Source organism: Desulfoluna sp. CYM3A, from assembly GCF_056829965.1.
Genome location: NZ_CP186556.1, coordinates 4,581,511 through 4,607,657, shown reverse-complemented (window position 1 = coordinate 4,607,657; position 26,147 = coordinate 4,581,511). Strand labels below are relative to the sequence as shown.

28 protein-coding genes are annotated in these 26,147 nt (G+C 60.1%); 19 read left to right on the top strand and 9 right to left on the bottom strand.

All coding sequences use genetic code 11. The annotated features are described in order from the left end of the window. Positions 1-119: 119 nt before the first annotated feature. Positions 120-845: an energy-coupling factor ABC transporter ATP-binding protein gene (locus ACOYW1_RS23350; protein ID WP_482419950.1), complete on the top strand. Its 726-nt coding sequence runs from the start codon at positions 120-122 to the stop codon at positions 843-845. Here the strand turns inward: ACOYW1_RS23350 and ACOYW1_RS23345 are convergent. Both ACOYW1_RS23345 and ACOYW1_RS23340 read right to left on the bottom strand, forming a co-directional pair. After that, a complete protein-coding gene (locus ACOYW1_RS23345) occupies positions 769-1,278 on the bottom strand; it encodes a TIGR04282 family arsenosugar biosynthesis glycosyltransferase (RefSeq protein ID WP_482423804.1) in 510 nt (169 codons plus the stop codon). The genes ACOYW1_RS23350 and ACOYW1_RS23345 overlap by 77 nt on opposite strands. Then, positions 1,214-1,495 (bottom strand): hypothetical protein, encoded by a 282-nt coding sequence (locus tag ACOYW1_RS23340; RefSeq protein WP_482419949.1) that lies wholly within the window; start codon positions 1,493-1,495, stop codon positions 1,214-1,216. Before ACOYW1_RS23340 ends, ACOYW1_RS23345 begins: the two co-directional genes overlap by 65 nt. Positions 1,496-2,082: 587 nt before the next feature. Here ACOYW1_RS23340 and ACOYW1_RS23335 point away from each other — a divergent pair. The 10 genes from ACOYW1_RS23335 (at position 2,083) to nqrF (ending at position 10,271) form a co-directional block, all read left to right on the top strand. After that, positions 2,083-2,799 carry a DHH family phosphoesterase gene (locus tag ACOYW1_RS23335; RefSeq protein ID WP_482419948.1) on the top strand — a complete coding sequence of 239 codons (717 nt, stop codon included), beginning with the start codon at positions 2,083-2,085 and terminating at the stop codon, positions 2,797-2,799. Then, complete coding sequence (locus ACOYW1_RS23330; protein ID WP_482419947.1) at positions 2,796-3,062, top strand: hypothetical protein; 267 nt, start codon at positions 2,796-2,798, stop codon at positions 3,060-3,062. Before ACOYW1_RS23335 ends, ACOYW1_RS23330 begins: the two co-directional genes overlap by 4 nt. A gap of 2 nt (positions 3,063-3,064) precedes the next feature. Then, entirely contained in the window at positions 3,065-4,219 is a 1,155-nt protein-coding gene (locus tag ACOYW1_RS23325; RefSeq protein WP_482419946.1) for an FAD:protein FMN transferase, read from the top strand. 361 nt (positions 4,220-4,580) lie between these two features. Continuing rightward, on the top strand, positions 4,581-4,865 hold the full coding sequence (locus ACOYW1_RS23320) for a hypothetical protein (RefSeq protein WP_482419945.1): 285 nt from the start codon (positions 4,581-4,583) through the stop codon (positions 4,863-4,865). Further along, the gene (locus ACOYW1_RS23315) at positions 4,784-5,923 is read left to right on the top strand and encodes a 4Fe-4S dicluster domain-containing protein (protein WP_482419944.1); all 1,140 of its coding nucleotides are present in this window, start codon (positions 4,784-4,786) and stop codon (positions 5,921-5,923) included. Before ACOYW1_RS23320 ends, ACOYW1_RS23315 begins: the two co-directional genes overlap by 82 nt. Beyond that, positions 5,924-7,087 (top strand): NADH:ubiquinone reductase (Na(+)-transporting) subunit B, encoded by a 1,164-nt coding sequence (locus ACOYW1_RS23310; RefSeq protein WP_482419943.1) that lies wholly within the window; start codon positions 5,924-5,926, stop codon positions 7,085-7,087. Continuing rightward, the gene (locus ACOYW1_RS23305) at positions 7,080-7,796 is read left to right on the top strand and encodes an FMN-binding protein (RefSeq protein ID WP_482418013.1); all 717 of its coding nucleotides are present in this window, start codon (positions 7,080-7,082) and stop codon (positions 7,794-7,796) included. The genes ACOYW1_RS23310 and ACOYW1_RS23305 overlap by 8 nt, the downstream gene beginning before the upstream one ends. Before the next feature lie 2 nt (positions 7,797-7,798). Beyond that, on the top strand, positions 7,799-8,422 hold the full coding sequence (locus tag ACOYW1_RS23300) for an NADH:ubiquinone reductase (Na(+)-transporting) subunit D (RefSeq protein ID WP_482418012.1): 624 nt from the start codon (positions 7,799-7,801) through the stop codon (positions 8,420-8,422). Continuing rightward, entirely contained in the window at positions 8,423-9,034 is a 612-nt protein-coding gene (gene nqrE, locus ACOYW1_RS23295) for an NADH:ubiquinone reductase (Na(+)-transporting) subunit E (RefSeq protein WP_482418011.1), read from the top strand. Positions 9,035-9,050: 16 nt separating this feature from the next. Continuing rightward, positions 9,051-10,271 carry an NADH:ubiquinone reductase (Na(+)-transporting) subunit F gene (gene nqrF / locus ACOYW1_RS23290; RefSeq protein WP_482419942.1) on the top strand — a complete coding sequence of 407 codons (1,221 nt, stop codon included), beginning with the start codon at positions 9,051-9,053 and terminating at the stop codon, positions 10,269-10,271. Positions 10,272-10,740: 469 nt separating this feature from the next. On the opposite strand, the gene fdhF is transcribed toward nqrF, so the two are convergent. From fdhF to ACOYW1_RS23265, 5 genes are all read right to left on the bottom strand, one after another. Beyond that, the gene (gene fdhF, locus ACOYW1_RS23285; RefSeq protein WP_482419941.1) at positions 10,741-13,569 is read right to left on the bottom strand and encodes a formate dehydrogenase subunit alpha; all 2,829 of its coding nucleotides are present in this window, start codon (positions 13,567-13,569) and stop codon (positions 10,741-10,743) included. 246 nt (positions 13,570-13,815) lie between these two features. Continuing rightward, positions 13,816-14,613, bottom strand: coding sequence for a thioesterase family protein (locus tag ACOYW1_RS23280; protein ID WP_482419940.1), 798 nt, complete (start codon positions 14,611-14,613; stop codon positions 13,816-13,818). A gap of 69 nt (positions 14,614-14,682) precedes the next feature. After that, the gene (locus ACOYW1_RS23275; RefSeq protein WP_482419939.1) at positions 14,683-15,267 is read right to left on the bottom strand and encodes a YceI family protein; all 585 of its coding nucleotides are present in this window, start codon (positions 15,265-15,267) and stop codon (positions 14,683-14,685) included. 38 nt (positions 15,268-15,305) lie between these two features. After that, on the bottom strand, positions 15,306-16,646 hold the full coding sequence (locus tag ACOYW1_RS23270) for a ferredoxin reductase family protein (protein ID WP_482419938.1): 1,341 nt from the start codon (positions 16,644-16,646) through the stop codon (positions 15,306-15,308). Next, the gene (locus ACOYW1_RS23265) at positions 16,643-17,083 is read right to left on the bottom strand and encodes a hypothetical protein (RefSeq protein ID WP_482419937.1); all 441 of its coding nucleotides are present in this window, start codon (positions 17,081-17,083) and stop codon (positions 16,643-16,645) included. Before ACOYW1_RS23265 ends, ACOYW1_RS23270 begins: the two co-directional genes overlap by 4 nt. A gap of 567 nt (positions 17,084-17,650) precedes the next feature. Between ACOYW1_RS23265 and ACOYW1_RS23260 the strand changes: the two genes are divergently transcribed. From ACOYW1_RS23260 to ACOYW1_RS23240, 5 genes are all read left to right on the top strand, one after another. Then, positions 17,651-18,208, top strand: a complete 558-nt coding sequence (locus ACOYW1_RS23260; protein ID WP_482419936.1) for a hypothetical protein — start codon at positions 17,651-17,653, stop codon at positions 18,206-18,208. Positions 18,209-18,350: 142 nt separating this feature from the next. Beyond that, the gene (locus ACOYW1_RS23255) at positions 18,351-18,794 is read left to right on the top strand and encodes a YqaA family protein (RefSeq protein WP_482419935.1); all 444 of its coding nucleotides are present in this window, start codon (positions 18,351-18,353) and stop codon (positions 18,792-18,794) included. Positions 18,795-19,252: 458 nt separating this feature from the next. Further along, positions 19,253-19,567 carry a hypothetical protein gene (locus tag ACOYW1_RS23250; protein ID WP_180142858.1) on the top strand — a complete coding sequence of 105 codons (315 nt, stop codon included), beginning with the start codon at positions 19,253-19,255 and terminating at the stop codon, positions 19,565-19,567. Between the two features lie 331 nt (positions 19,568-19,898). Beyond that, positions 19,899-20,561 (top strand): TetR/AcrR family transcriptional regulator, encoded by a 663-nt coding sequence (locus tag ACOYW1_RS23245; RefSeq protein ID WP_482419934.1) that lies wholly within the window; start codon positions 19,899-19,901, stop codon positions 20,559-20,561. 397 nt (positions 20,562-20,958) lie between these two features. Then, positions 20,959-21,267, top strand: a complete 309-nt coding sequence (locus ACOYW1_RS23240) for a hypothetical protein (RefSeq protein ID WP_180142862.1) — start codon at positions 20,959-20,961, stop codon at positions 21,265-21,267. A gap of 33 nt (positions 21,268-21,300) precedes the next feature. Here the strand turns inward: ACOYW1_RS23240 and ACOYW1_RS23235 are convergent, their stop codons facing one another. Then, on the bottom strand, positions 21,301-21,780 hold the full coding sequence (locus ACOYW1_RS23235) for a PACE efflux transporter (RefSeq protein WP_482418001.1): 480 nt from the start codon (positions 21,778-21,780) through the stop codon (positions 21,301-21,303). A 218-nt stretch (positions 21,781-21,998) separates the two neighbouring features. Here ACOYW1_RS23235 and ACOYW1_RS23230 point away from each other — a divergent pair, with 218 nt between their 5' ends. The 3 genes from ACOYW1_RS23230 to ACOYW1_RS23220 all read left to right on the top strand — a co-directional run bounded on the left by ACOYW1_RS23230 (position 21,999) and on the right by ACOYW1_RS23220 (position 25,004). Then, positions 21,999-22,898, top strand: a complete 900-nt coding sequence (locus ACOYW1_RS23230) for a LysR family transcriptional regulator (RefSeq protein ID WP_482419933.1) — start codon at positions 21,999-22,001, stop codon at positions 22,896-22,898. 125 nt (positions 22,899-23,023) lie between these two features. After that, positions 23,024-24,346, top strand: coding sequence for an acyl-CoA dehydrogenase family protein (locus ACOYW1_RS23225; RefSeq protein WP_482417999.1), 1,323 nt, complete (start codon positions 23,024-23,026; stop codon positions 24,344-24,346). A 61-nt stretch (positions 24,347-24,407) separates the two neighbouring features. Next, positions 24,408-25,004: an N-acetylmuramoyl-L-alanine amidase gene (locus ACOYW1_RS23220; protein ID WP_482419932.1), complete on the top strand. Its 597-nt coding sequence runs from the start codon at positions 24,408-24,410 to the stop codon at positions 25,002-25,004. Positions 25,005-25,018: 14 nt separating this feature from the next. Here the strand turns inward: ACOYW1_RS23220 and ACOYW1_RS23215 are convergent, their stop codons facing one another. Beyond that, positions 25,019-26,017: a sulfite exporter TauE/SafE family protein gene (locus ACOYW1_RS23215; protein ID WP_482417997.1), complete on the bottom strand. Its 999-nt coding sequence runs from the start codon at positions 26,015-26,017 to the stop codon at positions 25,019-25,021. Positions 26,018-26,147: the final 130 nt, after the last annotated feature.

Here is a 26,147-nt window from a genome sequence, read left to right as displayed (position 1 = left end):
ATGTGAAAAAGTGGACATTATTGCGGCGGAGCCTGGAAAGGCTTGCTTAAGACCTGTTTGTCAAACCCGGTTTTATTTTTATCCTGTCCATATATTCAAATACAGGAAGGCGGTATGCGATGGCTGAGCAGTTGATGCATCTTTCAGGATTGACCTACCGGTATCCCGGAGACCGGGAACCGGTGATCAACGGGCTGGACTTTGCCGTGGACAAAGGGGCCAGCATCGGACTCATCGCGCCCAACGGCAGCGGAAAGACCACCTTGTTCCACCTGATGATGGGGCTGCTGAAACCCGAGGCCGGGGTGATCAGGGCCTTTGGGCGGGAGGTTTCCGGCGAAAAGGGGTTCAAGGAGGTGAGGCGGCGGGTGGGGCTGTTGTTTCAGGATGCCGACGATCAGCTGTTCAGCCCAACGGTGCTGGAGGACGTGGCCTTTGGCCCCATGAACCTGGGCCTGGGGCGGCATGACGCCCTGGAAAAGGCCAGGGGCGTTCTTTCGGAGCTGGGGCTTTCCGGTTACGAAGAGCGCATCACCTTTCGGCTCTCCGGCGGGGAGAAGCGCATGGTGGCCCTGGCCACGGTGTTGGCCATGGACCCTGACCTGCTTCTTCTGGATGAGCCCACCACGGGCCTGGACCGTGACACCTTTGCGCGGCTGGTGGCCGTTCTTCAGGCCTCCAAGGTGGCTCGGGTGGTGATTTCCCACGATTTTGATTTTCTGGAGCAGGTGACCGACTCCCTGTGCAGCCTGGTAAGGGGCAAGGTGGTCACGGACGAAGGCCTTCACCTGCATCGTCACGCCCATGTCCATCGCCACGGGGACAGGCCCCATCACCATCATTAAGCAGCAGGCGTGCGGCGTCCCGGTAGAGCGCGGGCACCTCGTCCGTCTCTTCATGGCGCCGGACAAAGGCCAGGAAATCATCGGCCGTGTCGATGTCGTACCAGCCCTCAAGGCGTTTCAGGGGTATGCCGTGGGCCTCAGCCCGCTTGAGCGTCTCTGCCGTCACCGTATCGCAACTCCATCTCATTGTGTCGAAGACAGGCGCAAGAAGGGTTCCTTTGCGCGCCCCCACCAGGCAGTACCCTCCATCTGATACCGGAACCAGCACCATCTGGTGCCCCTCAAGGGCATGAAACGCCTCGCGGATGCGATCCGTGGGCAGATCCGGGATGTCCCCGCCGATGATGACGGCCCGGTGATGTCCGTCGTCAAAGGCCTCGGTGAGGGCGTTTTTCATACGGTCTCCCAGGTCGTCCCCCCGCTGGGGGCGCATGTCGGTATGGTCTGGAAGCCAGTCTTCCATGAGCGATTTTTTTGCTTTCCGGGGTGTAGGCAATGCGGATGGGCCCTAAAGGGGCCAGGCGCTTAAGGGTGGTTTCCACAAAGCGTCGGTAGAGGGCAAGGGCCGTGGCATGTCCCAGACGGGGCGCCAGACGGGTTTTGACCTTGCCGTGTTCCGGGGCTTTGACAAAGAGAATGATCAGGGGCATGGCATCTCCTTTCAACTTTCCACGGTATCATCCTTACCCGGATATATCACGGGCCGAGTGCCCTCGGTTTGCCCGAAGGGGGAGACGAATGAACAGAAAAGCGTGAATGACAATTTGGTCATTAAATCCAAATTGCTCGACAAACCAAGACGTTCTGGCGAGTCGATATATCTTTTGAAACCTGTCGGTCAAACCCAAACCATAAAATCAGGCAAAATCCTGGCCCCCGGCAAGGCCGCCCGGTGCAAAAAAACATATGAGCCGGGCCCGGGAGTGTCCACCTTTCTCCTTGCTTTTGACGGGGCAGGGGCTCCATAATAATTGGTTATGAAACCATCTGATAAAGATGAGGTCCTGTGCCATTGTTTCGGATTGACCCGCGGGGATATTTCCGATGACCTTGCGCGCCATGGAACCTCCACGCTGCTGACGAAAATCACCCGAGCCAAGCTTTCAGGTGAGTGCCGTTGTGCCGAGACCCATCCGGAGAAACGCTGATGCGTCGGCGATGTTCGCCGGGCGGTGAAAGCGGAAACCTTGAAGGCAACCACAAGAAAATCAGACACCTGATACCTGGAACGTGATTCATGAGCGTAAGGATTAAAGAGAAGCTGGCAGGTATTTACTCCCGGTTTAACCGGGACGATCAGGTGTTGATCCTAATCAATGCCGACCCCGATGCCATTGCCAGTGCCGTGGCTTTCAAGCGCCTTTTATGGCGGCGGGTGAGCCATGTGGTCATTGCCTCCATCAACGTCATCAAGCGGCCCGATAACCTGGCCCTGGTGCGTTACATGAAGGCCGACATCAAGCCGTGTTCCCACGCACTGATGCAGGGGTTCAACCGGTTCGTGCTGGTGGATTCCCAGCCCCACCACTCGGAAGTGTTTGAAAAAATCAACTTCGACGTGGTCATCGATCATCACCCCGACGGAGGGCGGCGGACGGAAGACGACATATCTGCTGATGGACGTGATGGTGTCGATGATGCCCACAAGAATTCCCAGGCCGACATCAAGCTGGTCGGTGGCGCGCGCCCAGCCGGCTTTTACGGGATCCTGAAGACCGACACCAGACTTTTTCAGCGCGGCAGAGTCCGTGGAAAGATGTGGCAGGGCCTTTCAATACCTTTACCGCCTCGGCAAGCGCGCAGTAACGCCCTCGAGAAGGCGGAACAGGCGGCAGCGAAAACCAAGTTCCTCAAGCACTCTTTCAGTCCTGCAAAACAGGACATCAAAAGGCGCAAGGCGGACGCATTCCCATGCGGACGCGCCCATGCCGATGCTGGTCCTGATCGCCGTTGAATTTTCATGCAGTGGATCTGGCGAGCTGGAGCATCGTCTCCGGGATCTACGGCAAAAAGCTGGTGGTGATTTTCCGCAACGACGGGGTGAGGAAAAACGCCGGGCGCCTGGCCGAGCAGAGCTTCGGGTGTTATGGGAGCGCCGGGGGCCATAAGGACATGGCCCGGGCCGAGATGGTGGTGGCCGAGTGCGGGATCGAGGCCGTCAGCGAAGACGATGAAAAAATGCAGCGCTGGATTATCAAGCGGATAGAGTCACGGTGACCATGAACACAGCCAACACGCGACACGCGTCAACAAAAATAAGCAGAAACAAGGTCCTTGGGGCCATTGTGGTGGCCTTCGGGGTGTTTGCCCTGGTGGTGGCCGCCGGGGTGACCACGGGGTTCAACACAAAGCAGGAGGTGGTGCTCTCCGGCCGGACCATGGGCACCACGTATCATATCAAGGCCGTGGTGTCTGGGAAGATGTCGGCGGATGCCTTAAGCCTGGCCGTAACCCGGCGCCTTGAGGCCCTCAACCGCAGCATGTCCGTCTACGACCCGGACAGCGAGATCTCCCGTTTCAACCGTGCGGGCAAAGGTGTGGCCGTGCCTGTTTCCGAGGACCTTCTCACGGTGTTTTCCGTGGGAACTCAAATCCATGGCCTTACCGACGGTGCCTGGGACGCCACCGTGGGGCCTCTGGTGACTCTCTGGGGGTTCGGACCTGGCAAAATCGAGGACCGTTTTCCCAGGAAGGACGAGGTGGCTCGCGCCCTGGCCCGGGTGGGCTTTACAGCTGTGTCACGCAAAGGTGACGGGGCCCTTGTCAAAGACCGTGATGGCCTCTTCCTGGACTTCGGGTCCATTGCCAAGGGCTACGGCGTGGATGCCGTGGCCGCTTTGTTGCGTGAGAAAAAGATCTCCCACTTTCTGGTGGAGATTGGCGGGGAGGTCTACTGCGAAGGCCATCGCCTGGACGGAAAACCCTGGCGCGTGGGGATCAACACCCCCCGGCGGGGAGCCATGGTGGGGGACCTTTTCCAGGTTCGGACCTTAAAGGGCCAGGCCCTTGCCACCAGCGGAGATTACCGCAACTACCGCAACGTGGGCGGGCGCATCTGGACCCATGTCATTGACCCCCGCACCGGGTATCCCGTGGAAAACGGCGTCACCAGTGCCTCGGTCCTGGCCGATTCCACGGTCTTTGCCGACGGGCTGGCCACGGCCCTCATGGTGATGGGCCCTGCCAAAGGGATCGCTCTGGTGGATCGGCTCGACAACGTGGAGTGCCTGCTCATCGTCCGTCCTAAACCCATCCACCCTGGAGGTCTCTGCCTCAGAGGGGTGGGTGGATCGGTCCCGCTAACCCGCATTCTCCTGCCTCGGACCTCCCTGAATCTGTCCGGGCCTTTCATTGTCCCCGCCCGGGACGGCTGAGCAGGCCCGGGCATTGAGCCCGTCTCCTTATTTAAACATGGGGTCTTCGTCGGCAACGCCATGCGCCATCGCCAATTTTATCTTATGTTTTGTTTTTGTTCCTTTGGTTGACACATTGTTTTTGCCTGGTGTACTCTGTCAGTCGGACAATGTGTGACTGTCCCATGCCATGGGCAACACCTGAACCTCCCGTTTTTATCTCTTCCCCATTGCCCGTCGCACTCCCTGAACCCATCGCACGCTAAGGGCCGCTTCCGGTCTGATTGCGTGATATCTCCATGGCTTCCATGCCCCTATAACCGACGCGTCTTCCCCTTGATGCCCCGGAGAAAGGCGCCGCATTCCCGAAAGCTGTGTCCCGATGATGAAAACCCTCACCCTTACCAACGGTTTTTCACTCAACATCTCCGGGCGGGTGGCCGAGTCTGTGACCGAGGCCCCGTCCCCGTCCACCGTGGCGTTGATGCCGGGGTGGATTCCCCATGTCAAGCCCCGGCTCCTGGTGAAAGAAGGCGATTTTGTTGGTAATGGGGGGAACACTGCTCCAGGAGAAGCTGAAACCCTGTGGTCACCTACCCGAGCCCGGGGGGCGGGGTGGTGTCGCGCATTGCCTTCGGGCCGCGTCGCCGCATTGACGAGGTGGTGATTACCCTTGACGCGGAAGAGGGGTGGGAGCGCTTCGAGCCCGTGTCGCCCCAGCGCATCGCGTCCACGGACGCCGATACACTTCGCCACATGCTTCTCAAAGGGGGGGCCTGGCCCCTGCTTCGGGAGCTGCCTTTTCGGGACCATGCCGATCCGTCCAGCCGTCCCGCCCACATTATCGTCACCCTGGGATGGGCCGGAGGGCACCTTGCCCTGCCCTCCCTGGCCCTGGCAGGGGAGGAGGCCGCTTTTCAGCACGGCCTGGACATCCTCGGAAATCGGTCCCGCCCATCGGTGCATGTCATCACCCCGGTCCACTCCGGCAAACTCCCGGAACCCATCTTGAAATCCGTCACCGCCCACATCCGCGGGGGCTACCCCGCCGGTGATCCCGGCCACTACCTGTACCGTATCCGCAAAGACCCCGCGGAGAACCACAGCTGGTACATTGAAGGCCAGGACCTGGTGGCCCTGGCCCGATTTGTCACCGAAGGACGGTTTTATCCCAAGCGGGTCGTGGCCGTGGGGGGCAACGGGGCCACCGTACGCCAACACATCCGGACCCGGGTGGGCGCCCCCGTCTCCACCCTGGATCCCCAGAAAGAGCGCAGGCGTCGCATCGGCGGGACCCCCTTTGCCGGGCTTTTTCTGCCGGCCACGGGCTACATGAATTTTTTCGACAAGGGGCTGACCCTGTTGCCCGTGGGCGACGAAGAGGACCTCTTCGGTTTTTTAAGGGCTGGGTATGCCCGGCCCAGCCAGTCCCGCACCTTTTTGTCCGTGTTCAACAAAAAGCCCCTGAACCTGGACTGCGGCATGCACGGCGAGGAACGGCCCTGCATTAACTGCAGTCGGTGTGCCCGGGTTTGCCCGGTGGGGATCCTGCCCCAGTACACCATGAAATGCATGGTGGCAGGAGAGGTGGAGGAGGCCCTGGCCCACGGGCTCCTGGACTGCATCGAGTGCGGGCTCTGCAGCTATGTCTGCCCGTCAAAGATCGAGCTGCTGGACACCCTGAAAACCGCCAAGGCCCAGTACCGGAAGGAGCGAGACGGATAGATGAAGAACGTCAAAGACGCCCTGGATCGTTTGGGCACCTATTTTCAGGAAGGCACGAAGCTCCACGCCCTGCATCCGGTCTACGATGCGATCCGTACCATTTTCTATCTCCCTGGGGAGGCCACGGTGCGCATGCCCGCGGTACGGGACAGCCTGGATTTGAAGCGATTCATGTCCCTGGTTATCGTTGCTCTGATTCCCCAGACTCTTTTCGGGATGTACAACACCGGCGCCATGGCCCTGCTGGCCGAAGGGGCGGACCCCACCTGGGGCCATGCCTTTTACCGGGGTGCCGAGGCCTTTTTGCCCATGCTGGTGGTCTCCTACGGGGTGGGCCTGACCTGGGAGGGGCTCTTTGCCGTGGTCCGGGGGCACAAAATCAGCGAGGGCTTTCTTGTGACCGGCCTTCTGTTCCCGTTGACCCTGCCCCCCAGCGTGCCCCTCTGGCAGGTGGCCGCCGGGATCTCCTTCGGGGTGGTTGTGGGAAAAGAGGTGTTCGGGGGCACCGGCCGGAACATCCTGAACCCGGCCCTGACCGCCCGGGCGTTTCTTTTTTTCTCCTACCCTGTCTCCATGAGCGGGGACTATGTGTGGGTGGCCACCAAGGCCGTGGACGCCGTTACAGCGGCCACCCCCCTCTCCCTGGCATTGGGGGCCAAAGGGGAGGCGGTGCCCGAGGCCCTGGTTCGCAACGGGTACACCTTCTGGACCATGTTCTCCGGCCAGATTCCCGGAAGCGTGGGGGAGACCTCGGCCCTGCTCTGCCTGGTGAGTGCCGTCTTCCTCTGCGTGGTTGGGGTGGCGAGCTTCCGCATTATTGTGGGGGGCGTGCTGGGGGTGTGCGCCATGGGCGCTGCCGTGGTGCTCCTCTCCTCGGAGCTCTCCCCCTGGCACTGGATCAACCCGGTGAACCACCTGATCATGGGGGGCTTTGCCTTCGGCATCACCTTCATGGCCACGGACCCGGTGTCCGCTCCAGGCACGGACGGGGCCCGCTGGGTCTACGGGTTTCTCATCGGGGTGCTGACGGTCATTGTCAGGGCCTACAACCTGGCCTACGCCGAAGGGGTGATGCTGGCCATCCTGTTTATGAACCTCTTTTCTCCCATGCTGGAGATTATTGAGATCAAACTCCGGACAGGAAAGCGGGTGCCCAATGTCTGATACGAAACAGGCCGTCGGGTTTGCCGTGATTGTAGCCCTTGTGTGTTGCCTCTGCATCACGGCGGCATCCACGGGCCTCAAGGCACGGCAACAGAACAACATGCGCATCGACCGCCAGAAGAACATCCTCAAGGCGGCCTCCATCGACTATGACCCGTCGACGGCGTCCCCCGCCGATATCGAAGAGCTTTTCAAATCCCACATCTTCCAGGTGTGGGCCGGCTCCGACGGAAAGCTGCACCCCGACCCCGCCGAGGGTGACGAGCAGAGACTGCCCCTCTACCTGACCCTGGACGACGGAGAGATTATCTCCTACATCCTGCCCGTGGACTCCCGGGGGCTTTGGGGGCGCATCAAGGGGTACATGGCCATCGAAGCCGACGGCACCACCATTAAGGGCTTTACCGTTTACTCCCACCAGGAGACCCCCGGCCTGGGCGGAGAGATCGAAAGCGACTGGTTCCAGAAGAACTTCGTGGGCAAGAGGATCGTGGGAAAATCCGGTGAATTCGCCGCCATCAAAATCGCCAAGGGCAAAGCCCTGGGAGACCCGGAAAACGAGGTGGACGGTATCAGCGGGGCCACCCTCACCGGGAAGTATCTCAGTGAGGGGCTGGCCACCAACCTGGCTACTTATGAGAGGGTTTCCCTGAGGTTTCGCCAGAACCTCATAAAAAAACACCTGGATAACCTGAAATCCCTGGAGTGATCATGGGCTTTACCCGAACTCGATGGTTTCGTACATTCAAGGCGGCCCTGTGGGACGACAACCCCATTTCCCGCCAGATCCTGGGGATCTGCTCGGCCCTTGCCGTGACGGTCCAGATGAAAACCGCCTTTGTCATGGCCCTGGCCCTGACCGGGGTACTGACCTCCTCCAACGTGATCATCTCCATCCTGCGCAACCACATTCCCCGCAACATCCGCATGATCGTGGAGCTGACGGTCATCGCCTCCCTGGTGGTGGTGGCCGATGAGATTCTGAAAGCCTACCTCTACGACATCAGCAAGCAGCTCTCCATCTTCGTGGGGCTGATCATCACCAACTGCATCATCATGGGGCGGGCCGAGTCCTTTGCCATGGCCAACCCCCCGCCCCTTGCCCTGGCCGACGGCCTGGGCAACGGCATGGGGTACGCCATCGTGCTGGTGGGGGTGGCCTTTCTGCGGGAGTTTCTGGGGGCGGGCAAGATCTTCGGTGTTCAGGTGGTGCCCCAGGCCCTGTACGACGCAGGATTTATGAACATGGGCCTCATGACCCTGGCGCCGGGGGCCTTTATCGTCATCGGGCTCCTGGTCTGGATCCAGGGTGGCATGCCGGAGGAGGAGGATTAGATGATGGGTGACCTGTTCGACCTGTTTTTCAACTCGGTGTTTGTGGGCAACATCCTGCTGGCCTATTTTTTGGGCATGTGCTCCTTTGTGGCGGTCTCCAAGACCCTGCGCACGGCCGTGGGGCTTGGGCTTGCCGTGGTGTTTGTCCTGACCATCACCTCCCCTGCCAACTGGTTGATTTACCATTTTCTCCTGGCCCCCGGGGCCCTTTCCTGGGCGGGCCTTCCCGACGTGGACCTCAATTTTCTGAAGTACATCACCTTCATTGCCACCATCGCCGCCATGGTGCAGGTGGTGGAGATGATCATCGACCGCTATTCTCCAACCCTCTACACCAATTTAGGTGTGTTTCTTCCCCTTATCGCCGTAAACTGCGCCATTTTGGGCACCTCCCTGTTCATGGTGGAGAGGCACTACACCTTCACGGAGTCCCTGGTTTTCGGCTTCGGGTCCGGCACCGGCTGGATGGTGGCCATCATCACCATGGCCGCCATCCGTTTCAAGATGCGGTATGCCCATGTGCCCCACGGGCTCGAAGGGTTCGGCATCACCATGATCGTCAGTGGCCTCATGGCCATGAGTTTCATGATCTTTTCGGGCATGGGGACGTAAACCCAAGGAGGCACCCTTGATTTACCTGGTGAGCTTGGCCGTGTTTGTCGGCATCATTCTTTTTCTGGTGATCGTGTTGATTATCGTGGAGCGGCTCGTCACGATTCAGGGAGAGCGGACCATCGTCATCAACGACGACACCGGCAACCCCATCCGGGTGGAGGGCACCCCCACACTGCTTTCGGCTCTTCTGGGAAGCGGGGTGCTGCTGCCGTCCGCCTGCGGGGGAAGCGGATCCTGCGGGATGTGCAAGTGCGTGGTGGACAAAGGGGGAGGGGAGCTTCTGCCCACGGAGCTCAGTCATGTTTCGCGAAAGGAGCGCATGTCCAACGTGCGCATGGCGTGCCAGCTCAAGGTGAAAGACGACCTGGAGATCCATGTGCCCGACGAGATCTTCAGCATCTGCAAATACGACGGCACTGTGGTCTCCAACGCCAATGTCTCTACCTTTATCAAGGAACTCATCATCGATCTCGATGAGGACAAGACCATGTCCTTCCAGGCGGGGTCCTATATCCAGATCGACATTCCCCCCTACGACATCCGGTTTACGGATTTTGACATCGAAGAAGAGTACCGGGAAGACTGGGATGCCCAGAACCTGTGGTCCCTCTCCCACAAAAACGAGGAAAATGCCTTCAGGGCCTACTCCATGGCCAATCCCCCGGCGGACAACCGACGCGTGATGCTTAACGTCCGCATCGCAACGCCCCCTCCCAACGTTCCGGACGCCCCCCCGGGGGTGGGAACCACCTACCTGTTTAACTTAAAGCCCGGAGACAAGGTGACCCTTTCCGGGCCCTACGGGGAGTTTTTCGTCAAAGAGACGGAGCGGGAGCTCTGCTTCATTGGCGGCGGGGCAGGCATGGCCCCCATGCGCAGCCATATCTTCCACCAGCTCCATGCCCTGGACTGCAAACGGACCATGAGCTTCTGGTACGGGGCGCGCTCCAAACGGGAGATGTTCTACGACGAGGAGTACAAGCAGCTGACCGAGGAACACACCAACTTCGACTACCATGTTGCCCTGTCCGCACCTCTTCCCGAAGACGACTGGGATGGTTTTCGCGGCTTCATCCACAGCTCGGTCTATGAAAACTTCCTGAAAGACCACCCCGACCCCGCCGAGATCGAGTACTACCTCTGCGGGCCTCCCCTTATGATCGACGCGATCCTTGCCATGCTCGAAAGCCTCGGCGTGGAAGAGGAGATGATCCTTTTCGATAAATTTTCGTGAGATGCAAGCCTGTCTCACCAGCCAAATTCGGATGCGCACGGGGCCGGAGCTAGAGAAAAACCAAAAAGATGCCTCCGGCGGCAAGGTGTGCCACCTTGAAATCACATCCGCCTTTCAAACAGACATAACCTGATCATCGTTTGGGCCATCGGCTTGTTTACATCCCCACCCTCCAATGCCCTTGTCCCCTGGAGCGCCGCACTCCAGTGCGGCTTGGGTAGCGACGGACTAAAAAGCCGCACCGGAGTGCGGCGCTCCGTTTCGGTCGATTTTTCAATGTTTTTTCGAAGGGCGTGGTCAAACGATAACCAGGATCTTAACTTCATTCAAGAACGCTTAAGGCTTGTTTATCAAACCCGCTTTAACCATAGAAGGCCAGCAGTACAGTTTGAAACAAAAAACCCTTTGCACGGATACGTGCAAAGGGTTTTTCAGGTTTAACGGTTCGGATGTGACCCCCGTAAAGGGATCAGGATCCGGCGGCGGCCGTGAGGCTTTCCGCGGTTTCTACGGACCCGTCAGCCGCAGGGGCGACTTTTTCCACCTGCACCGCACAGGCTTTGTATTCGGCGGTGAGGGTTTCCGGGTCGTAGGCCGGGTTGGTGAGCCAGTTGGCGTTGCCTTCCCGGAAGTGAAAGGCCATCCAGATCATGCCTTCGGGGATCTCCGGGGTCACCCGGGCCTTCACCGTGACGGCCCCGCGCTTGGAGGAGACCCGGACGGGCTCTGCCTGCCGGATGCCAAGGCGTCTGGCGTCAGCCGGTGAGATGTCGCAGGTCTCTTCGCCCAGGAGGTCGTTGAGTCCGTCGCATCGGCCGGTCTGGGTGCGGGTGTGGTAGTGGTAGAGGCGCCGCCCTGTGCTCAGGACAAAGGGGTAGTCCTCATCGGTTACCTCGGCGGGCGGGGTCCAGGCCGTGGGGTTGAAGATCCCCTTGCCGTGGGTGAATCGCCCGTCCTTGTGGAGGAAGGGGGTGCCGGGGTGGTCTGCACTCGGGCAGGGCCACTGGAGCCCGTCCCCTTCGATGCGGCCGTAGGTGATCCCCTTGAAGTTGGGGGCCAGGGCCGAGATCTCGTTGTCCCAGATCTCCCGGGCGCTTGCCGAGGGCCACTGGTGGCCGAAGCGCTTGGCGATTTCCCGGAAGATCCACCAGTTGGGCCGGGCCTCACCCGGTGGGGTGGAGGCCGTGCGGACGCGGTTGACCCGGCGCTCGCTGTTGGTGAAGGTGCCGTCGTTTTCGCTCCAGGCCGCTGCCGGAAGGACCACGTCGGCGAATTTTGTGGTTTCGTTGAGGAAGATATCCTGGCAGATGAGGAACTCGGCCGAGGCGAGCTCATGCTCGACTTTTCGGATATCGGGCTCGGTGTTGGCCAGGTTCTCCCCGAAGATCCAGAACGCCCGGACTTTTTTCTCCTCCAGGCCTTCCATCATGTGGGGGATCATGAGCCCCGGGGTCTCGGGAAGGCCCGTGACGTTCCAGGCTTCCTCGAATTTTGCCCGGGCCGCGGGGTCGGTGACCTTCTGGTAGCCGTGGAAAACCCCGGGAAGGGCGCCCATGTCGCAGGCTCCCTGGACGTTGTTCTGGCCGCGCAGGGGGTTGACGCCCCCGCACTCCACGCCCATGTTCCCCAAAAGCATCTGGAGGTTGGCCACGGACATGACGTTGTTTTTTCCGCAGGTGTGCTCGGTGATGCCCAGGGTGTAGCAGAGCATGGCCGGGCGCACCGAGGCAAGCATGCGGGCGGCCCGCCGGATGGTGTCGGCCTCAATGCCGCAGATGGGGGCCATGGCCTCGGGGGTGGCCTTGGAGACCTCGGCGGAGAGGGCCGCAAACCCTTCGGTGTTCTCTGTGACAAAGTCGGGGTCAAAGAGCTCTTCTTCGATGATCACATGCATCAAGGCGTTGATCAGGGCGATGTCGCTGCCCACCTTGAGCTGGAGGTGAAGGTCCGCGTAATCCACCAGCTTGTGGCGGCGCGGGTCCGCCACGATGAGTTTTGCGCCCTTTTTCACGGCGTTTTTCAGGAAGGTGGACGCAACAGGGTGGGCTTCCGTCATGTTGGAGCCGATAACAAAGAACATCTTGGCGCGATCAAACTCCCCGAAGGAGTTGGTCATGGCACCGGAACCAAAACTTGTCGCCAGACCGGCGACGGTGGGGGCATGTCAGGTGCGGGCGCAATGGTCTATGTTGTTTGTCTTGAACACCGACCGGAAGAGTTTCTGCATCTGGTAGGAGTCTTCGTTGATGCTCCGTGCGCAGCTGACCCCTGCCACGGCATCGGGTCGACTCCGATTTGGATCGATGGTTTTGAGCTTGTCGGTGACCAAATCCAGGGCTTCGTCCCAGGAGGCCTCCTGGAGCTCCCCGTTTTTCCGGATAAGGGGGGTCGTGAGCCGTTCGTCTGAGTAGATGAAGTCGTAGCCGAACCGCCCTTTCACGCAGAGGCGGCCCTTGTTGGGCAGGGCCTCCTCGTCTCCGGTGACTTTGACGATTTTTCCGTCCTTGACGTGGAGGGTCTGCTGACAGCCCACCCCGCAGTAGGGACAGGTGGTGCGGACGGTGGTCACATCCCACGGCCTCCAGACACCCTTGGATTTCTTTTCCACCAGGGCCCCGGTGGGGCAGGCCTGGACGCATTCACCGCAGAAGACACAGGCCGATTCGGACAGGGGCAGGTCCCCCAGGGCGACGATTTTGCTTTCGGCGCCCCTGTACCCGTAGCTGATGGCCTCGTTGACCTGGACTTCGTTGCAGGCCTGGACGCAGCGTCCGCAGAGAATACACCTGGAAAAATCGCGGATGATCAGCGGGTTTTTGAGTTCGGGGGGATAGGTGGGCGGGGTTTTCGGGTACGCGGTGCCCGTGGCTCCGTACTGAAGGGCGTACTCCTGGAGTTTGCAATCCCCCCAGGAGGGGCAGAGGTGCTCGGAGTGTCCGTCTGCTTCTGCCCTGGCATCGAAGAGGGCCTTGGCGTCTTTGAGGGACCCGTCGCTTAAGCAGTCATGGTTTCCCGACGTGAGGAGGAGTTCAAGGGTCATTTTTCGTGACCGGACGACCGTGGGGGACTCGGTCTGGATCTCCATTCCGTCTTCCGCCGGAGTGGAGCAGGACGCCAGAAGGTTCCTGGCTCCCTTGACCTCCACCACGCAGAGGCGACAGGCGCCGGTGGGTGTGGTGCCCTTTAAGTGGCAGAGGGTGGGAATGGGAATTCCCGCATCTTCCGCCGCCTCGAGAATGGTCTGGCCGGGTTTGAAGGGGTGGCTGTTGCCGTTGATCACAATGGTGCCGTCAGACATGGGATGAACCTCCGCTGGATGATCCGCTCGGCTGCGGGGCGCCCGCTGCAGATTCGGAGAATAGGGTTCTTCTGGGACGGATGTCTCTTTTCGAAACGCTCGTGTGTGGCGCGATGCATGGAGCGCCGGGACAAGGCCGGGTCCATGGTGCCGTAATTGTCATAACGGTTAATCGGATTATCACCAATTGTCAATATAAATATCCGGGATAAGTCCCAAATTTCAGGTTGATTCACGGGCCGGGGATCAACCAAACACCGTGACCACCTGCCTTGAGATTCCCGCCAGTTTTCCGTCGGGGGCCCAGAGCCTTGCCTCCTCGCCCACGTATCCGTGTTCCGCGGTGTCCACGCGGGTCTTAAATCGCCAGCTGTCGGTGGTGGCGAAATCGCAAGGGGCATCGCACATTTCCAGATGCCAGGTGAGGGTGCTGGCCGGTGCCACGGTGTCGAGCATGGACAGGGAGGGAGAGGGCCAGGCGTCCATGAAGGCGAGCAGATGGGCTTCGCGAGTTTTATGCGCCTCGCCCCGGCAGCTGATCCAGCCACCGTAGGATCCTTCGGAGCGCCCCTCAAAGGGGTAGGGCCCATCGGCCCAGTGGTAGCGGAAGTATCGGGTGAAGCTGGGTGTGAGCCCTTCCATGAAGGGGAGCTCGGTGAGGGCCTCCGGGGCCGGCCAGTCAGGCGCCGGGGGACCGGGGTGGCGGATGCGTGAGGGACGGCTTGTGCCGAAGCACCCGTGGAGGGTGGCACACGGCTCGTTGTCTGAGGTGAGCACCCGGGCCTGTACGTGGGTGACGGAGTTTCCCTGCCTGAGGAGGGACGCCTCGGCCCGGATGCCGTCGGTGCCCGTGGGGCCCACAAAGGCGGTGAGGAGGTTGCGCAAGGGAAGGTCCCCGGGCACCTTGCGGCGCATGGCGGCGAGCCCCGCTGCGGCAACGAGGCCGCCGAAGGCGGTTCGGCCCTGGAGCCAGGTGGAGGGGATGGTGAGGTGGACGCCGGTGTCGTCGGCTGTGAGGGCGTTGAAGAGGGCGTGGATATCCATGGGGTCTCCCTGGTGAGGTGTCTGTGGTGGCGAGTATCGGTGTCGGAGCCGCGGGCCCTGTTCAGCCTGTCACTTTAAGGCTTCAATGGAGATGGTGATGTCCACATCCTTATCTATGACGCCCATCTTGTAGAAGGTACCGTCGCCCACCTTGAAGTCGAGGCGGTTGATGGCAAATTCGGTGGTGAAGCCCGCCACCTGCTGGGACGGTTTGAAGGGGTTGGGCTTGATTCCGTGAAAGGTCATGGGGGCTGATATTGTTTTTGTGACACCCCGGATGGTGAGGTCCCCTTCAATGAGGTATTGGTTGTCCCCTTTGGGGATGACCCGGGTGCTCTGAAAGGTGAGGGTGGGGTACTCTCCTGTGTCCAGCAATTCATCGGACCGCAGGTGGGTATCCCGTTTGCGGTTGAAGGTGGTGATGCTTTTGGCTTTGACGGTGATGAGGCATTGGGAGTTTTCCATGGCCTCCGGGTCGATGGTGAGCGTGGCCGAGAAGTCTTCAAAATGGCCGCGAACCGTGGAGAAGATGTGTCGGGCGTCGAAATAGATTCCCGAGTGGGCGGTGTCCAGCTTCCAGTCACTCGGTTTGGCCTGGGCGGTTGCGGTGAGGCAAAGAAACAGTATGGGGATGACAAGGTGCCTGGTTTTCATGGTGATGGTCTCCTTTTAATATAGACTCGTGACATATATCAAAAACCGAAGGTTTCGGTATGGATTCGACTTGCCGGGATGCCCATCTCCCTGAGCATGGCCTCAACGGCAGTCATCATGGGGGGCGGACCGCAGACAAGGACCTGGGGCGCCTGGAGGTGGCCCATGAACGCGTGCAGGGTCTCTGGGGTGAGCCGCTCCTTTTCAGGGGCCCCTGTGAAGAGAAGGTGCACCGAAAGTGCCGGGTGGTTGCGCTTGATCCGGACCAGCTCCTCGGCGTTGAACAGGGAGTCCGGGGTGCGGTTGCTCCAGATCAGGATGACGGGCCGGTTGTCCCGGGTATCGTTCATGTATCGGAGCATGCTGAGCATGGGGGTGATGCCGATACCCCCGGCAATGAAGACCAGGGGGGCGTCGTCTGCACGCACCAGATGAGAGAAGCTGCCGTAGGGCCCGTCGATGAAGACAGGCTCCCCTTCCCTGACGCAATCCATGGCACGGGTCCAGTCTCCGCTCTTTCCGATGATGAACTCCAGGGCGTTGGGTTGGGTGGGGGACGAGGCGATGGTAAAGGGGTGCTCCTCGGGAGACACCACGGAAGAGGGAAAAGAGAGAAAGGCAAACTGTCCGGGAAGGTAACGAAAAGGGCGCTTTCCTTCGGGCTGCAGGTGGATGCGGGTGGCGCGCTTGCCGGCAGGGGCGACCTTCTCGACCCGCCAGGGGGAGAGGTGGCGCAGGGCAGGGAGGTGGCGACGGATGACCACCCCGAGGCAGAGGGTGCCGAAGAGCAGGCCAAGGGCTCGGGGAAGCCCCTCCTCAAAGGTTTCGCTGGAGAAGAGGAGGTGGACAAAGAGCAGGACCAGCACAAGGCCTCCGCCCAGCTGGTGGGCTCGCATCCAGAGGTGGAAGGGAAAGCCCAGGGCCTTTTTAAACAGGGCGGATGCGGTCTGGTAAAAGAGGCCCATGAGAAGACCGGCCCCCACGATTTCCGGCCAGTAGGCGGCCTTCAGGGGCAGGGAGGTTACCTCTTCGGGGCCGAAGACAAGGAGGGGGTGGGCCAGGGCGAGAAGGGCGATAAGCAGGCCGTTGGCCTTGTGCAGGGTCAAAAGCCGGTCCATGCCCACCAGGCGATTGAGCCATGTGAGGCGGGAGGCGAGGACCAGTTGCACCATCAACAGGAGGGCTGCTGCCATGCCCGCCAGCTTTCCTGCCCGGAGAAGGAGCTTGGCAAGGCCGAATTTGTATTTGATGGAAAAGGATTCAAAAAGAAAAGGGATGGCAAGGGCACCGCAGAAGAGGAGAAATAGAACGACCAGGCTCCCCATGATGATGCCGTACCGGGCACCCCGGGCTTGGATGGGAGCCGTGCGGATGGTCATGGGGCCTCCTGTTTCATGACCATGAAGATGGCCTGGGCCAGCGGGAGTTTTCCCAGGAGGATACAGACGGGGGCCAGGGTGGAGTGTGACAGGAGGGTCCCCGGGGTCAGGGGAACCGGAGGGTTGAGAAGGGAGAAGTACACCATGCCCACGACCCCTGCGGTGACGGCAAAGGCGTTCATCAGGACAGCCACGCCCACGGTGGCGGGCCGCAGGAAAAGGGGAGGCAAAAGCAGGAGGCTGAACACGCTGACAGGGGCGGCCCACCAGAAGAAGAGGCTCTTGACGGGCGGGTGAAGGCCGGCATGGAGGCAGAGGCCCCCGAAGCTGAGCAGCATGTGGGAACAGACAAGCATGTGGGCAGGCTTTTGCAACATGGCAAGACCCGGGCTGTTGGATGGTGTGAGGTTGGCACCGGCGAGATTGCGGAGCACCATTGCCGGAGCATCATGGGGCGTTGACGGGTGACCGCCGCGGTCGCCGTTTTGATGCCGGCGAAAAAAGGCGGCGATTTTTGTAATACGCTTATTTTTAACAGGTTATGCCCAGGGTGTAAAGGGCGCGCCAAGGCTCGGGGGCAGGGCGCTTTTTCTCGCGTGGACCCATTTCTCATCGCCGGGAAGAACAGGGACGGTGATTTCGGCGATGTGGTCTTTATATGGTGGAAAGACAGTGTGTTATTGTTGACAGGATGCGCGATTTGGGAGAAAATGAACCATCGTCAGGCTTACAGGATTTTTCATCATTAGTCACCCATCGTTACCCGCTTGTCTTTATTGCCTTCATTTCGTTACGTTGGTTCCCTCCGCTTTGTCCTGCTTGCCTTCCATCCCGGATTGCTGTGGACATCACAGGCTCCGGGTATCCCCATCATCATTGATTTCATGAATTCGGTCCACGGCGCCTCAGGAGTTGTCGGCGCCCGTGCCTTCCGCGTGTTGTCCTGAGGGTTTTTGTGTGTGCTCCCAGTGATTCGGCAGCCGGGTTTTGTTTGGGAGGACGCCATGAAGCGCATCCTTTTTTTCCGTTGGATCCCCTGGATCTGTCTCCTGGGGCTGTGTGCAGCGGTGGGCACGGCTTACGGGGACGTGGGTTCCATCGAGTTGTCGGGCGGGGTTCTGGCCCCCTATGACGTGTCCGAGGGCGATACCTCGGTGGGCTGGCAGATCGCCTATGCCGCCGGCGTGACAGATCATGTGGAGATTGGCGCCATATTTATGAAGACGGGCAACTTCGAAGCCGATAATGACATCACCGACGGAGAGGTGGAGATCTCCACCCTGATGCTCCAGACCCGCTGGCTGTTCAACCCGGAGAGCACCACCCGCGGTTTCATCGATCTTGCCGGCGGCATGATGGACGTGGACCCCAAAGGCACGGCCTATGCCTCCAGCCGCTCCGGCGGGGCCGCGAGGCTGGGGATCGGGTTCGACCAGGCCCTCAACCGCCACCTTGCCCTCCGGTTCAGTACCGGTTACACCACGGGGATCGGTCGCACCAGTGAGATCGATATCCTTGATGTCTCCGTCTCCCTGGTCTTCGGGGTGCGGCTGCTTGAGTGAGGATGGGGCCCTGCACGGGCCGCGTGAAAGCCTTTTGCGTTGTGGGACCGGGTGATGTATCTTGTGTCTCCGGCGCCGGTTCTGCGGCGAGAAACCAGCGCGCCCGTGCGCCCATCACACCAAGGAAAGGTCCCCATCCCACATGCTGGAATTTTTTGTCGAACACGGCGTCCTGTCTCTTTTTGCGGTGAGTTTTCTTGCGGCCACCGTGGTCCCTCTGGGGTCAGAGTGGCTGCTTGTGGCCCTGCTGGCGGAGGGTGGGCAGCCCGGGATGCTCCTGGCGTCGGCCACTGCGGGCAACGTACTGGGGGCCCTGACCACCTGGGGCATCGGGGTCTGGGGCGGTCCTTTTCTCATGGAGAGGGTGTTGCGCATCGATCCCGCTGCCCGGGGCCGGGCCCGGGCTCTGTACCGGCGGTGGGGAAGCTGGTCCCTTCTGCTCTCCTGGGTGCCCGTTGTGGGGGATCCCCTTTGCCTTGTGGGAGGGCTTTTTCGGGTGCCTTTTTTCCGGTTTGCTTTGCTTGTCTTTATCGGGAAGCTTGGTCGCTATGCCTTTGTTGTGGCCATGGTGGGAACCGTGATGTAAGTTTGCGATGGCTTTGCCTGGGAGGATAAACTGAAATCAGCATAATTGCCGTTAATTGCTGGTTTTTCTTGTTGACTTACTTTCGCGCCTGATGAAGAATAGAGGCAGATGTGACCGGCCGGGCAGCCATGCTCATCATTATCAATTTTTTCGGAGTGAACCCGCCTGCGGAGCCAACAGGCCCAGACCCCTGGCCTTGGCCCAGGAACGATCCTCGTATTTTAACGCCTCTTCCCATGCACCCTGCCGCAACCTCACGACGGCCCCTTATGCAACGCATCACCATGTCCCCTTATTCTCTCCTAAGGACCCGGGCACATCGCCAAAGAGGACGCACGCGAAAATCAAACGGGCGTTTTGTGTGACGGCCAGGCCGTCTGGCCTTCAGGGCCACACCGCGTCGGCAGGCACCATACGCGGGCGACGGTGACCTTGACGCTGAAAAACAAGGAGGGGCTATGGACACCAAGCAATACTGTGCCAACCTGAGTCTGGAACTTCAACGGTGGCGGGATGCCATCCACAAGGAAAACGAAATTATTTCCAAGATGTCCTCGGCGGACAAGCTGCCCATGCAGGCGTTTGTGGAGGACCTGAGGATGCTTGAGGCTGAGATGGACGAACGCATCACTCAGCTGAAAACCCAATGCCCCGCCTTCTGGGGGCCAGAAAACGCAGAGAGCGTCATGGAGCCCGGCGGTGTGCTCACCGGTTTTGATTACAACCCGGATGACAGCGACGGCATCATCGGGGGCGGAAACTTCGGCGGGTAGGAAAAAGGGGTGATGCTTCCGGGGAACAGGGGCATCACCCGTACTGAATTTTCAAGGGCCCGGCTGTACCGCCGCCATCAGCGAAAGCTGCGCAGATAAAGGCCCGTGGGGAAAACCGACCCGTGACGCGGGTCGGTTTTTTTTGCTCGCGCCGCAATGGCGGCGAGTTGCCCACGACCCTGGGTTGACATCTGAGGGTGAACGATGTTAACGTAAGAGAAATTCGATCAGCCGTTTTGTCAACCTGATGGTCGGATACCCGTTCTGCGATCTCCTCAGCCGTAACGCAGGGGCCTCCCTGCTTCCACAGATACGACGATGCCGTGTATTCATGCGCCCAAAAGGAGACCCATGGCCCAGCCTGTCCGAGCTGGAAGTAGTAGCGATTCGCGTCCAGAGTACGCATGCCGCCGTGCGAACCATCGCCGACAAAGGGAGCACCAACGTTCGCATGGACGATATCGCTCACCGTTCCGGCCTCTCAAAAGGAGGCATCGCCTACTACTTCTCCTCCAAAGAGTCCCTTATCAAGGCGGCGTTCACCGCATACTTCGATGCCGTCTTCGACGCCGTGCAGCGGGAGCTTGAGCAGGAACCTTCGGTCTTTTCCCGCCTTGCCCGTATCCACGTGCTGTTCGACAGGGAGCGGGAAGAGGTGGAAACGGGCTATCCCCTTGTGGCCGATTTCATGTACCAGGCCATGCACCACCCCGAGTACCGTCCCCTGTTCGCCCGCTGGGCGGAACGCTGCGTGGCGCTCCTGACCGGGACCCTGCAGGAGGGCATGGCCCGGGGGCTCTTTGTGGGGATGGAGCCCGAACCGGTGGCCCGCTCCATTGCCGCCATCTACCAGGGGGTGGGGCAGCGGTGGTTTCTGGCACCGGAGACCCACACCAGGGCCTGGGCCCTGACAACCCTGGAGTATGCGGTGGTGGGGGTACTGGTCCCCTTCCTTGCCCCCGGGGTGGAACTGACCCGGGAGCCGTCCGGATGACACAGGGCGCCTGTCGAGCCATGGATCAAAGAGATAGCAAAGGCCCGGTGTCCCCGGGCCTTTTTTCTCCTTACTTAAAATAGGGAGAAGGGAACACGGCCTGCCTTTGGGAGGAACGTGAAGATGTTTGGCAGACGGTGGCCTTCGGATATGGTAACGGTTGGGGATACTGCCTTTTTTCTTCTCTGAAAAGTCATCTTGTGCTATGTACCCATTTCCCTTGGTGGGGGGGACCGGGCACGACCGGGCACATGAGCAATGGATCGCCATTTTGCAGAAGGACCATTTCAGCGGCAAATCATCCGCCTCGTTATGGCGGCGATCTGTGCTTTTCTTGGGAACGTTGATTGGTGATCCTTCCCCACGCTCCGTAACCCGATACAATTGACGAGTGACGATGAAAAAATACCGTTTACTGATGAACGGCAGCAATTATCTGATGGCGGTGGATGGAAAAACCGTGCGGCAGGGCTTTTTCCAGAACATGATCATCAAAGCGGACAGCCCCAGGCAGGCCGAGCTCCAGGCCATCTCACGAATCTGGCACGACGGTGAGCTCCGGGCAAAGACCCTGAATACGCCCGAGAACCCCCAGAAGGTTGCCATGCATACCCTCTGGGAGCTGGACGTGACCTATGATGACTCGCGCATCGACATGGAACGGACCTTCTACCCTGAAAAGCGGTGGTGGGAGTTCTGGAAATAACCCCTCCGGCCGTCGGCCACCTTCCAAGCCATTTTATCCCCCAACCCCTGCCGGTTTTCCCGCCATCTTTCCGTCTTTGCCGGAAAGCCCACCCACCGGAAAGATCCGATCGTAGAGCCCGTTGTAAAGAATCGTGTAGACGGGCACCATCACCAGAAAAGCCAGGTCCAGCATCAGGGCCTTGAAAAAGGAGAGGTGGAGCCACCACATCACCAACGGGATGGTGGCGCACATCAGCCCGGCTTCGAAGAGCAGGGCGTGGGCCGTTCGCAGTCCCAGCCCACGGGGGTACAGGGGCCTGCCCGCCCGAAGCAGCGCATGGTCGAAGAGGATGTTGTAGAGGTAGTTCCAGGCCATGGCCATGAGGCTCATGGTGATGCTCAAGGCGCCCATTTTCTCCATGGGGGAGTGCATCACCCAGGAGAGAAGGGGGACGCAGATTATGAGCAGGGTGATTTCAAAGAGGAGGGCGTGCCGTAGCCTGTCCTTTGTGCTTCGCATGGTGGTGTTCATGGTTCTTCCTTCGGTTTAGTTGCCGTATGGGGTGGCGGCACCGCCGATGTGCGGTGCCTGTGTGGTCGTTTTGGGTGTTATATAATCGCATTTTCGGTTGGATAAAAGTTTGGTACTATCCGATATTCGGATAGATTGGTGACGGCAGGCGGTGGCAGGGCTTACGACAGCGCACTGGCCTTCAGTCCACGGGAAATACGCTTTCAATGGGAGACATCATGGGATTCAGCCTGGAGTATATAGACGCGTTCATCGCCGCGGTGGAGACCGGGTCGTTTTCAGCGGCGGCGCGGCGGCTTGGCAAGGCCCAGAGCCGTGTGAGCACGGCCATCGCCAACCTGGAGATCGATCTGGGGGTGGTGCTTTTCGATCGTTCGGGCAAGTACCCCTCCCTGACCCCTGAAGGGGAGTCTCTCCTGCGGGAGGCCCGGGAGATCCGTGAGCGATGCCGGGCTTTTTCAGAGCATGCCGACCGCCTGGCCGGCGGGGCCGAACCCATGATCCGTCTTGCCGTGGATGAGCTGGTGCCCTCCTCGATCCTCTCCGATCTTTTGGAAGGGTTCTCCGGCGCTTTCCCCGACACCGAGGTGGAGTTGCTTACCGGGGTGATGGGGGATGTGGGGGAGATGGTGGCCTCGGGACGGGTTGACGCAGGCATTGAGCTTCCCCTTACGGCTCCCGGTGATGCGTGTGACTGGCGCCTTCTGGGGCACATGGAATTTGCGGTGATGGCGGCTTCCCACCACCCTCTGGCCCGGTTGGAAAAGGTGACCCCCGGGGACATGGCTCCCCACAGGCAACTGGTGACGGTGAGCCGGAAAGGGGAGCGGGAGCCCGAGGCCTTTCGGTTCGGGCGGCGGATCTGGCAGTGCGAGAGCAGCCATGTGATCAGGGAGCTTGTTCTTAAAGGGCAGGGCTGGGCCGCCCTTGCGCGGCACCAGGTGGCCGAGGATGTCCGGGCAGGGCGTCTGGTGGAGCTCCCCGTGGTTTTTGGCGGGGGCAGCTTTCAAAGCGATATCTACTTTATCCGGGAAAAAGGGAGGCCCCTGACCCCTGCGGCGGAGTGGCTGGCCGATTCCCTTTCAGAGCTCCTCAGACGCTCCTTCCCCCAGGCCTGACAGGGGCGGGCTTTTTCCACGATTCCTTGCTCCCGGCTTTGCACAGGGTCTCTTGCCTGTGGTATACTTTTTTCATTTTTATCAGGCCCTTTTCCTCCCCTTCAACCCATGACAGGAGACGATTCATGCTCAATTTTCATCTGACGGACGCTCAGCTGGCCCTTCGGGAACGGGCCCGGAGATTTGCTGCGGACCATGTGCTGCCCGTGGCCTGGCATTACGATGAACAGGATGAGATACCGGTGAAGGTGCTGGAAAAGGCCCTGGACGCCGGGTTCATGAATGCGGATATCCCGTCCGAGTATGGGGGGCGTGGGTACGGCCTTGTGGACGCTGCCCTTGTCACCGAGGAGCTGGCCGCGGCATGCCCCGGTATTGCCACCAGTGTCTTCGACAGCTCCCTGGGGCTGGAGCCCCTGATCCTGTCGGACAACGAGGCATTGAAGAAAAAAATTTTCGCCCAGGTGCTGGTGGAGGGGGCCCGGGTGAGCTTTGCCACCTCGGAGCCCACCATGGGTTCGGATGTGTCGGCCATCAAGTGCCGGGCAACGGACGCCGGGGATCACTACCTGCTCACCGGTACCAAGTACTGGATCACCAACGGCGGCGTCTGCGATTTCATGTCGGTTTTTGCCACCGTGGACCCCAAGGCAAGCCATGAAGGGATCTGTGCCCTGTTCGTGGACATGCGGTGCAAGGGGATCACCGTGGGCAAGCCCATCCCCAAGATGGGGCAGCGATGCTCCAACACCGTGGGGGTCCGCTTCGACGGGGTCAAGGTGCCCAAGTCCAATGTGCTGGCAGACCCGGGCAAGGGCTTTGTGCTGGCCATGAAGACCTTTGCCCGCACCCGCCCCATGATCGGCGCCTTTGCCGTGGGCGCGGCCCGTTCCGCCATGGAGTTTGCCCTGGACTATGCCAAGAAGAGGCACGCCTTTGGCTCGCCCCTCTCCGGATTCCAGGCCGTGCAGTTTAAGCTCGCCGAGATGTACCAGAAGGTGGAGACTGCCCGGCTCCTGACCTGGAAAGCCGCCTGGAAGGCCGATGAGGGAAAAGACCCCACCATCGCCGCCTCCATTGCCAAATTTTACGCCACGGAGGCCGCCTGGGAGGTGGTGGACGAGGCCATGCAGATCCTGGGGGGATACGGATACACAAAAATGTTCCCCGTGGAAAAATTCATGCGGGATATCCGCCTGCTGAGGATTTATGAGGGCACCAGCGAAATCCAGCGCCTCATTGTTTCGGGCTGGCTCCTGTCCGGCTACAAGCCGGCCATGCCCCCCTTGGAGGACCTGCCTGTTCAGCGCGATACCGATCCCCTGGAAAACCCCGGCGGCAAAACCTTCAGGTGCCGAGTCTGCGGCTACGTCCACCAGGGAGACGAGCCCCCGGAGGCATGTCCCTACTGCTTTTTCCCGGCTTCTGCCTTTAAAGAAACCCCATAGTCGGAGAGTCAGTCTCTCATTTTGTAACACAACGGTTTTTCTGGTGGGAAGGGAGAGAAAGATGCTGATTTTGTTGGATGCGGGCCATGGCGGTGTGATTGATGGTGTCTACCAGACCTCGGGGAAGCGGTCGCCCCGATGGGAGGACGGGAGCCAGCTTTTTGAAGGGGAGTTCAACCGATGGATCGTCAACGGGCTGTCGGAGCGCCTGAGCCAGAGGCGCATTCCCTATGTCCTCATCGCCCCGGAGCAGCGGGACGTCACCCTCGGGACCCGGGTCTCACGGGCGAACCGCTACAGGGGCAAGTCCTCTCTGTATGTGAGCGTGCACGCCAACGCAGGGGGCGGCTCCGGGTTTGAAGTGTACTCGTCCAAAGGGACGACGAAAAGCGATGCGGCGGCCCATTGTTTTGCCGAGGAGTTTGTCCGCGAGTTCCCGGACAGGCCCCTGCGTGCGGACGTCAGGGACGGGGATTTTGACAAGGACAGGAATTTTTTCGTGTTGAAGCACACGGCCATGCCAGCCGTCCTCACGGAAAATTTTTTTATGGACAACGAAGAGGAGTGCCGTCAGATCCTGATGAGCCCGGAGGGGCGACGTCGCATCGTGGACTTTCATGAGAGGGCCATTGTGCGATGCGCGGAGGGGCATGTGTAGCCGCAGCGGGCCGGTTACGGTTCGTCGGGTTTGAACCCGCCGCAGCGCTGGTCAAGATCCTGATAGCTCAGCTTGAATATCTTGACGTGGATGACCAGAAGATAGGTGACCAGGACGTAGGTTAGGACCATTCGGATGGTCTGGCTCATGGGGATCGTGTCTTGAGTCCACAGGGCCATGAAAAAATCGGCGCTCATCAGAAAGGCAAAGAGCAGGAGGATGTTCTTGGGCCCGATTTTCACCGCAAAATACGATGCCAGAAACAACCCGGCGACGGTGACGCCCGGCACTGCAGCGTACCACAGGGAGAAGGGAACCTCGTAGAGGGCGATATTCAAAAGGGTGCCCACCGCCGAAAGGGCCGCCATCAGCGAGATGCTCGTGACAATGGCAACGGCGGGGTTCACCCTGAACAAAAAGGTCAGGATAAAGTAGAACAGGGTGTCGATGCCGAACCCGATCCAGCCTGAAATGAGGCCTCCGATGAGTGAAAAAATAAAAAGGATGGCCGAATTCAGTGCGGTCAGGTCAATGCTCAGGTTTGGGTAGTGGTGCTTGCGCAGGATGGAAAAGAAGATGATCTGGGTGAAGACAAACCCCATGGTATTGAAGATAAGGGTGAGCAGCTCGGGGTTTTTTATGGGGACCACCACAATGCTGGTGACAATGCCCAGGATACCTCCCAAAAGGCATAGCGGAATGACATTGGCGATGAACAGCCTCTTATTGACGCGGTACCACTTGAAGGTTCCAAGGCCCATGCCGTAGGCCTGGATAATGAGGCTGAACTGCACGGCGCTGGCCGGGGTGATGTGGAGCCGTGTGAGAACCGGAAAATAAACGATGCCCGCCGCTGCCGGGGTGGTGTTGGCAACCGTTGCTGCGATGACCCCCAGAAACGGCATGTAGTAGAATTTGTCGAGGAACTCTTTTTGGAAATGGGGGAACATGAAGAGCCACAGGCACAGAACCGTGAAAAGAATAGCATACAGCGGACGTTTGTTGGTACGCATGGGGGGCGACTGCTCCGTATAGGCCCCAAGCCCACCGTCGAATGGCCAACGGAGGTTGGGGGGAGGTTGATGCCCCGGGATTTTTGAGGATAACGGAGCGTTCAGCGAAATCGGCCGGTGACCTGGTCAT

What these genes read in the sequence shown, in the direction of transcription:
- ACOYW1_RS23350 (WP_482419950.1), top strand. Translation starts at nt 120, where the DNA reads ATGGCTGAGCAGTTGATGCATCTTTCAGGATTGACCTACCGGTATCCC.
- ACOYW1_RS23345 (WP_482423804.1), bottom strand. Translation starts at nt 1,278, where the DNA reads ATGCGCCCCCAGCGGGGGGACGACCTGGGAGACCGTATGAAAAACGCC.
- ACOYW1_RS23340 (WP_482419949.1), bottom strand. Translation starts at nt 1,495, where the DNA reads ATGCCCCTGATCATTCTCTTTGTCAAAGCCCCGGAACACGGCAAGGTC.
- ACOYW1_RS23335 (WP_482419948.1), top strand. Translation starts at nt 2,083, where the DNA reads ATGAGCGTAAGGATTAAAGAGAAGCTGGCAGGTATTTACTCCCGGTTT.
- ACOYW1_RS23325 (WP_482419946.1), top strand. Translation starts at nt 3,065, where the DNA reads ATGAACACAGCCAACACGCGACACGCGTCAACAAAAATAAGCAGAAAC.
- ACOYW1_RS23320 (WP_482419945.1), top strand. Translation starts at nt 4,581, where the DNA reads ATGATGAAAACCCTCACCCTTACCAACGGTTTTTCACTCAACATCTCC.
- ACOYW1_RS23310 (WP_482419943.1), top strand. Translation starts at nt 5,924, where the DNA reads ATGAAGAACGTCAAAGACGCCCTGGATCGTTTGGGCACCTATTTTCAG.
- ACOYW1_RS23305 (WP_482418013.1), top strand. Translation starts at nt 7,080, where the DNA reads ATGTCTGATACGAAACAGGCCGTCGGGTTTGCCGTGATTGTAGCCCTT.
- ACOYW1_RS23300 (WP_482418012.1), top strand. Translation starts at nt 7,799, where the DNA reads ATGGGCTTTACCCGAACTCGATGGTTTCGTACATTCAAGGCGGCCCTG.
- nqrE (WP_482418011.1), top strand. Translation starts at nt 8,423, where the DNA reads ATGATGGGTGACCTGTTCGACCTGTTTTTCAACTCGGTGTTTGTGGGC.
- ACOYW1_RS23280 (WP_482419940.1), bottom strand. Translation starts at nt 14,613, where the DNA reads ATGGATATCCACGCCCTCTTCAACGCCCTCACAGCCGACGACACCGGC.
- ACOYW1_RS23275 (WP_482419939.1), bottom strand. Translation starts at nt 15,267, where the DNA reads ATGAAAACCAGGCACCTTGTCATCCCCATACTGTTTCTTTGCCTCACC.
- ACOYW1_RS23270 (WP_482419938.1), bottom strand. Translation starts at nt 16,646, where the DNA reads ATGACCATCCGCACGGCTCCCATCCAAGCCCGGGGTGCCCGGTACGGC.
- ACOYW1_RS23265 (WP_482419937.1), bottom strand. Translation starts at nt 17,083, where the DNA reads ATGGTGCTCCGCAATCTCGCCGGTGCCAACCTCACACCATCCAACAGC.
- ACOYW1_RS23260 (WP_482419936.1), top strand. Translation starts at nt 17,651, where the DNA reads ATGAAGCGCATCCTTTTTTTCCGTTGGATCCCCTGGATCTGTCTCCTG.
- ACOYW1_RS23255 (WP_482419935.1), top strand. Translation starts at nt 18,351, where the DNA reads ATGCTGGAATTTTTTGTCGAACACGGCGTCCTGTCTCTTTTTGCGGTG.
- ACOYW1_RS23250 (WP_180142858.1), top strand. Translation starts at nt 19,253, where the DNA reads ATGGACACCAAGCAATACTGTGCCAACCTGAGTCTGGAACTTCAACGG.
- ACOYW1_RS23245 (WP_482419934.1), top strand. Translation starts at nt 19,899, where the DNA reads ATGCGCCCAAAAGGAGACCCATGGCCCAGCCTGTCCGAGCTGGAAGTA.
- ACOYW1_RS23240 (WP_180142862.1), top strand. Translation starts at nt 20,959, where the DNA reads ATGAAAAAATACCGTTTACTGATGAACGGCAGCAATTATCTGATGGCG.
- ACOYW1_RS23235 (WP_482418001.1), bottom strand. Translation starts at nt 21,780, where the DNA reads ATGAACACCACCATGCGAAGCACAAAGGACAGGCTACGGCACGCCCTC.
- ACOYW1_RS23230 (WP_482419933.1), top strand. Translation starts at nt 21,999, where the DNA reads ATGGGATTCAGCCTGGAGTATATAGACGCGTTCATCGCCGCGGTGGAG.
- ACOYW1_RS23225 (WP_482417999.1), top strand. Translation starts at nt 23,024, where the DNA reads ATGCTCAATTTTCATCTGACGGACGCTCAGCTGGCCCTTCGGGAACGG.
- ACOYW1_RS23220 (WP_482419932.1), top strand. Translation starts at nt 24,408, where the DNA reads ATGCTGATTTTGTTGGATGCGGGCCATGGCGGTGTGATTGATGGTGTC.
- ACOYW1_RS23215 (WP_482417997.1), bottom strand. Translation starts at nt 26,017, where the DNA reads ATGCGTACCAACAAACGTCCGCTGTATGCTATTCTTTTCACGGTTCTG.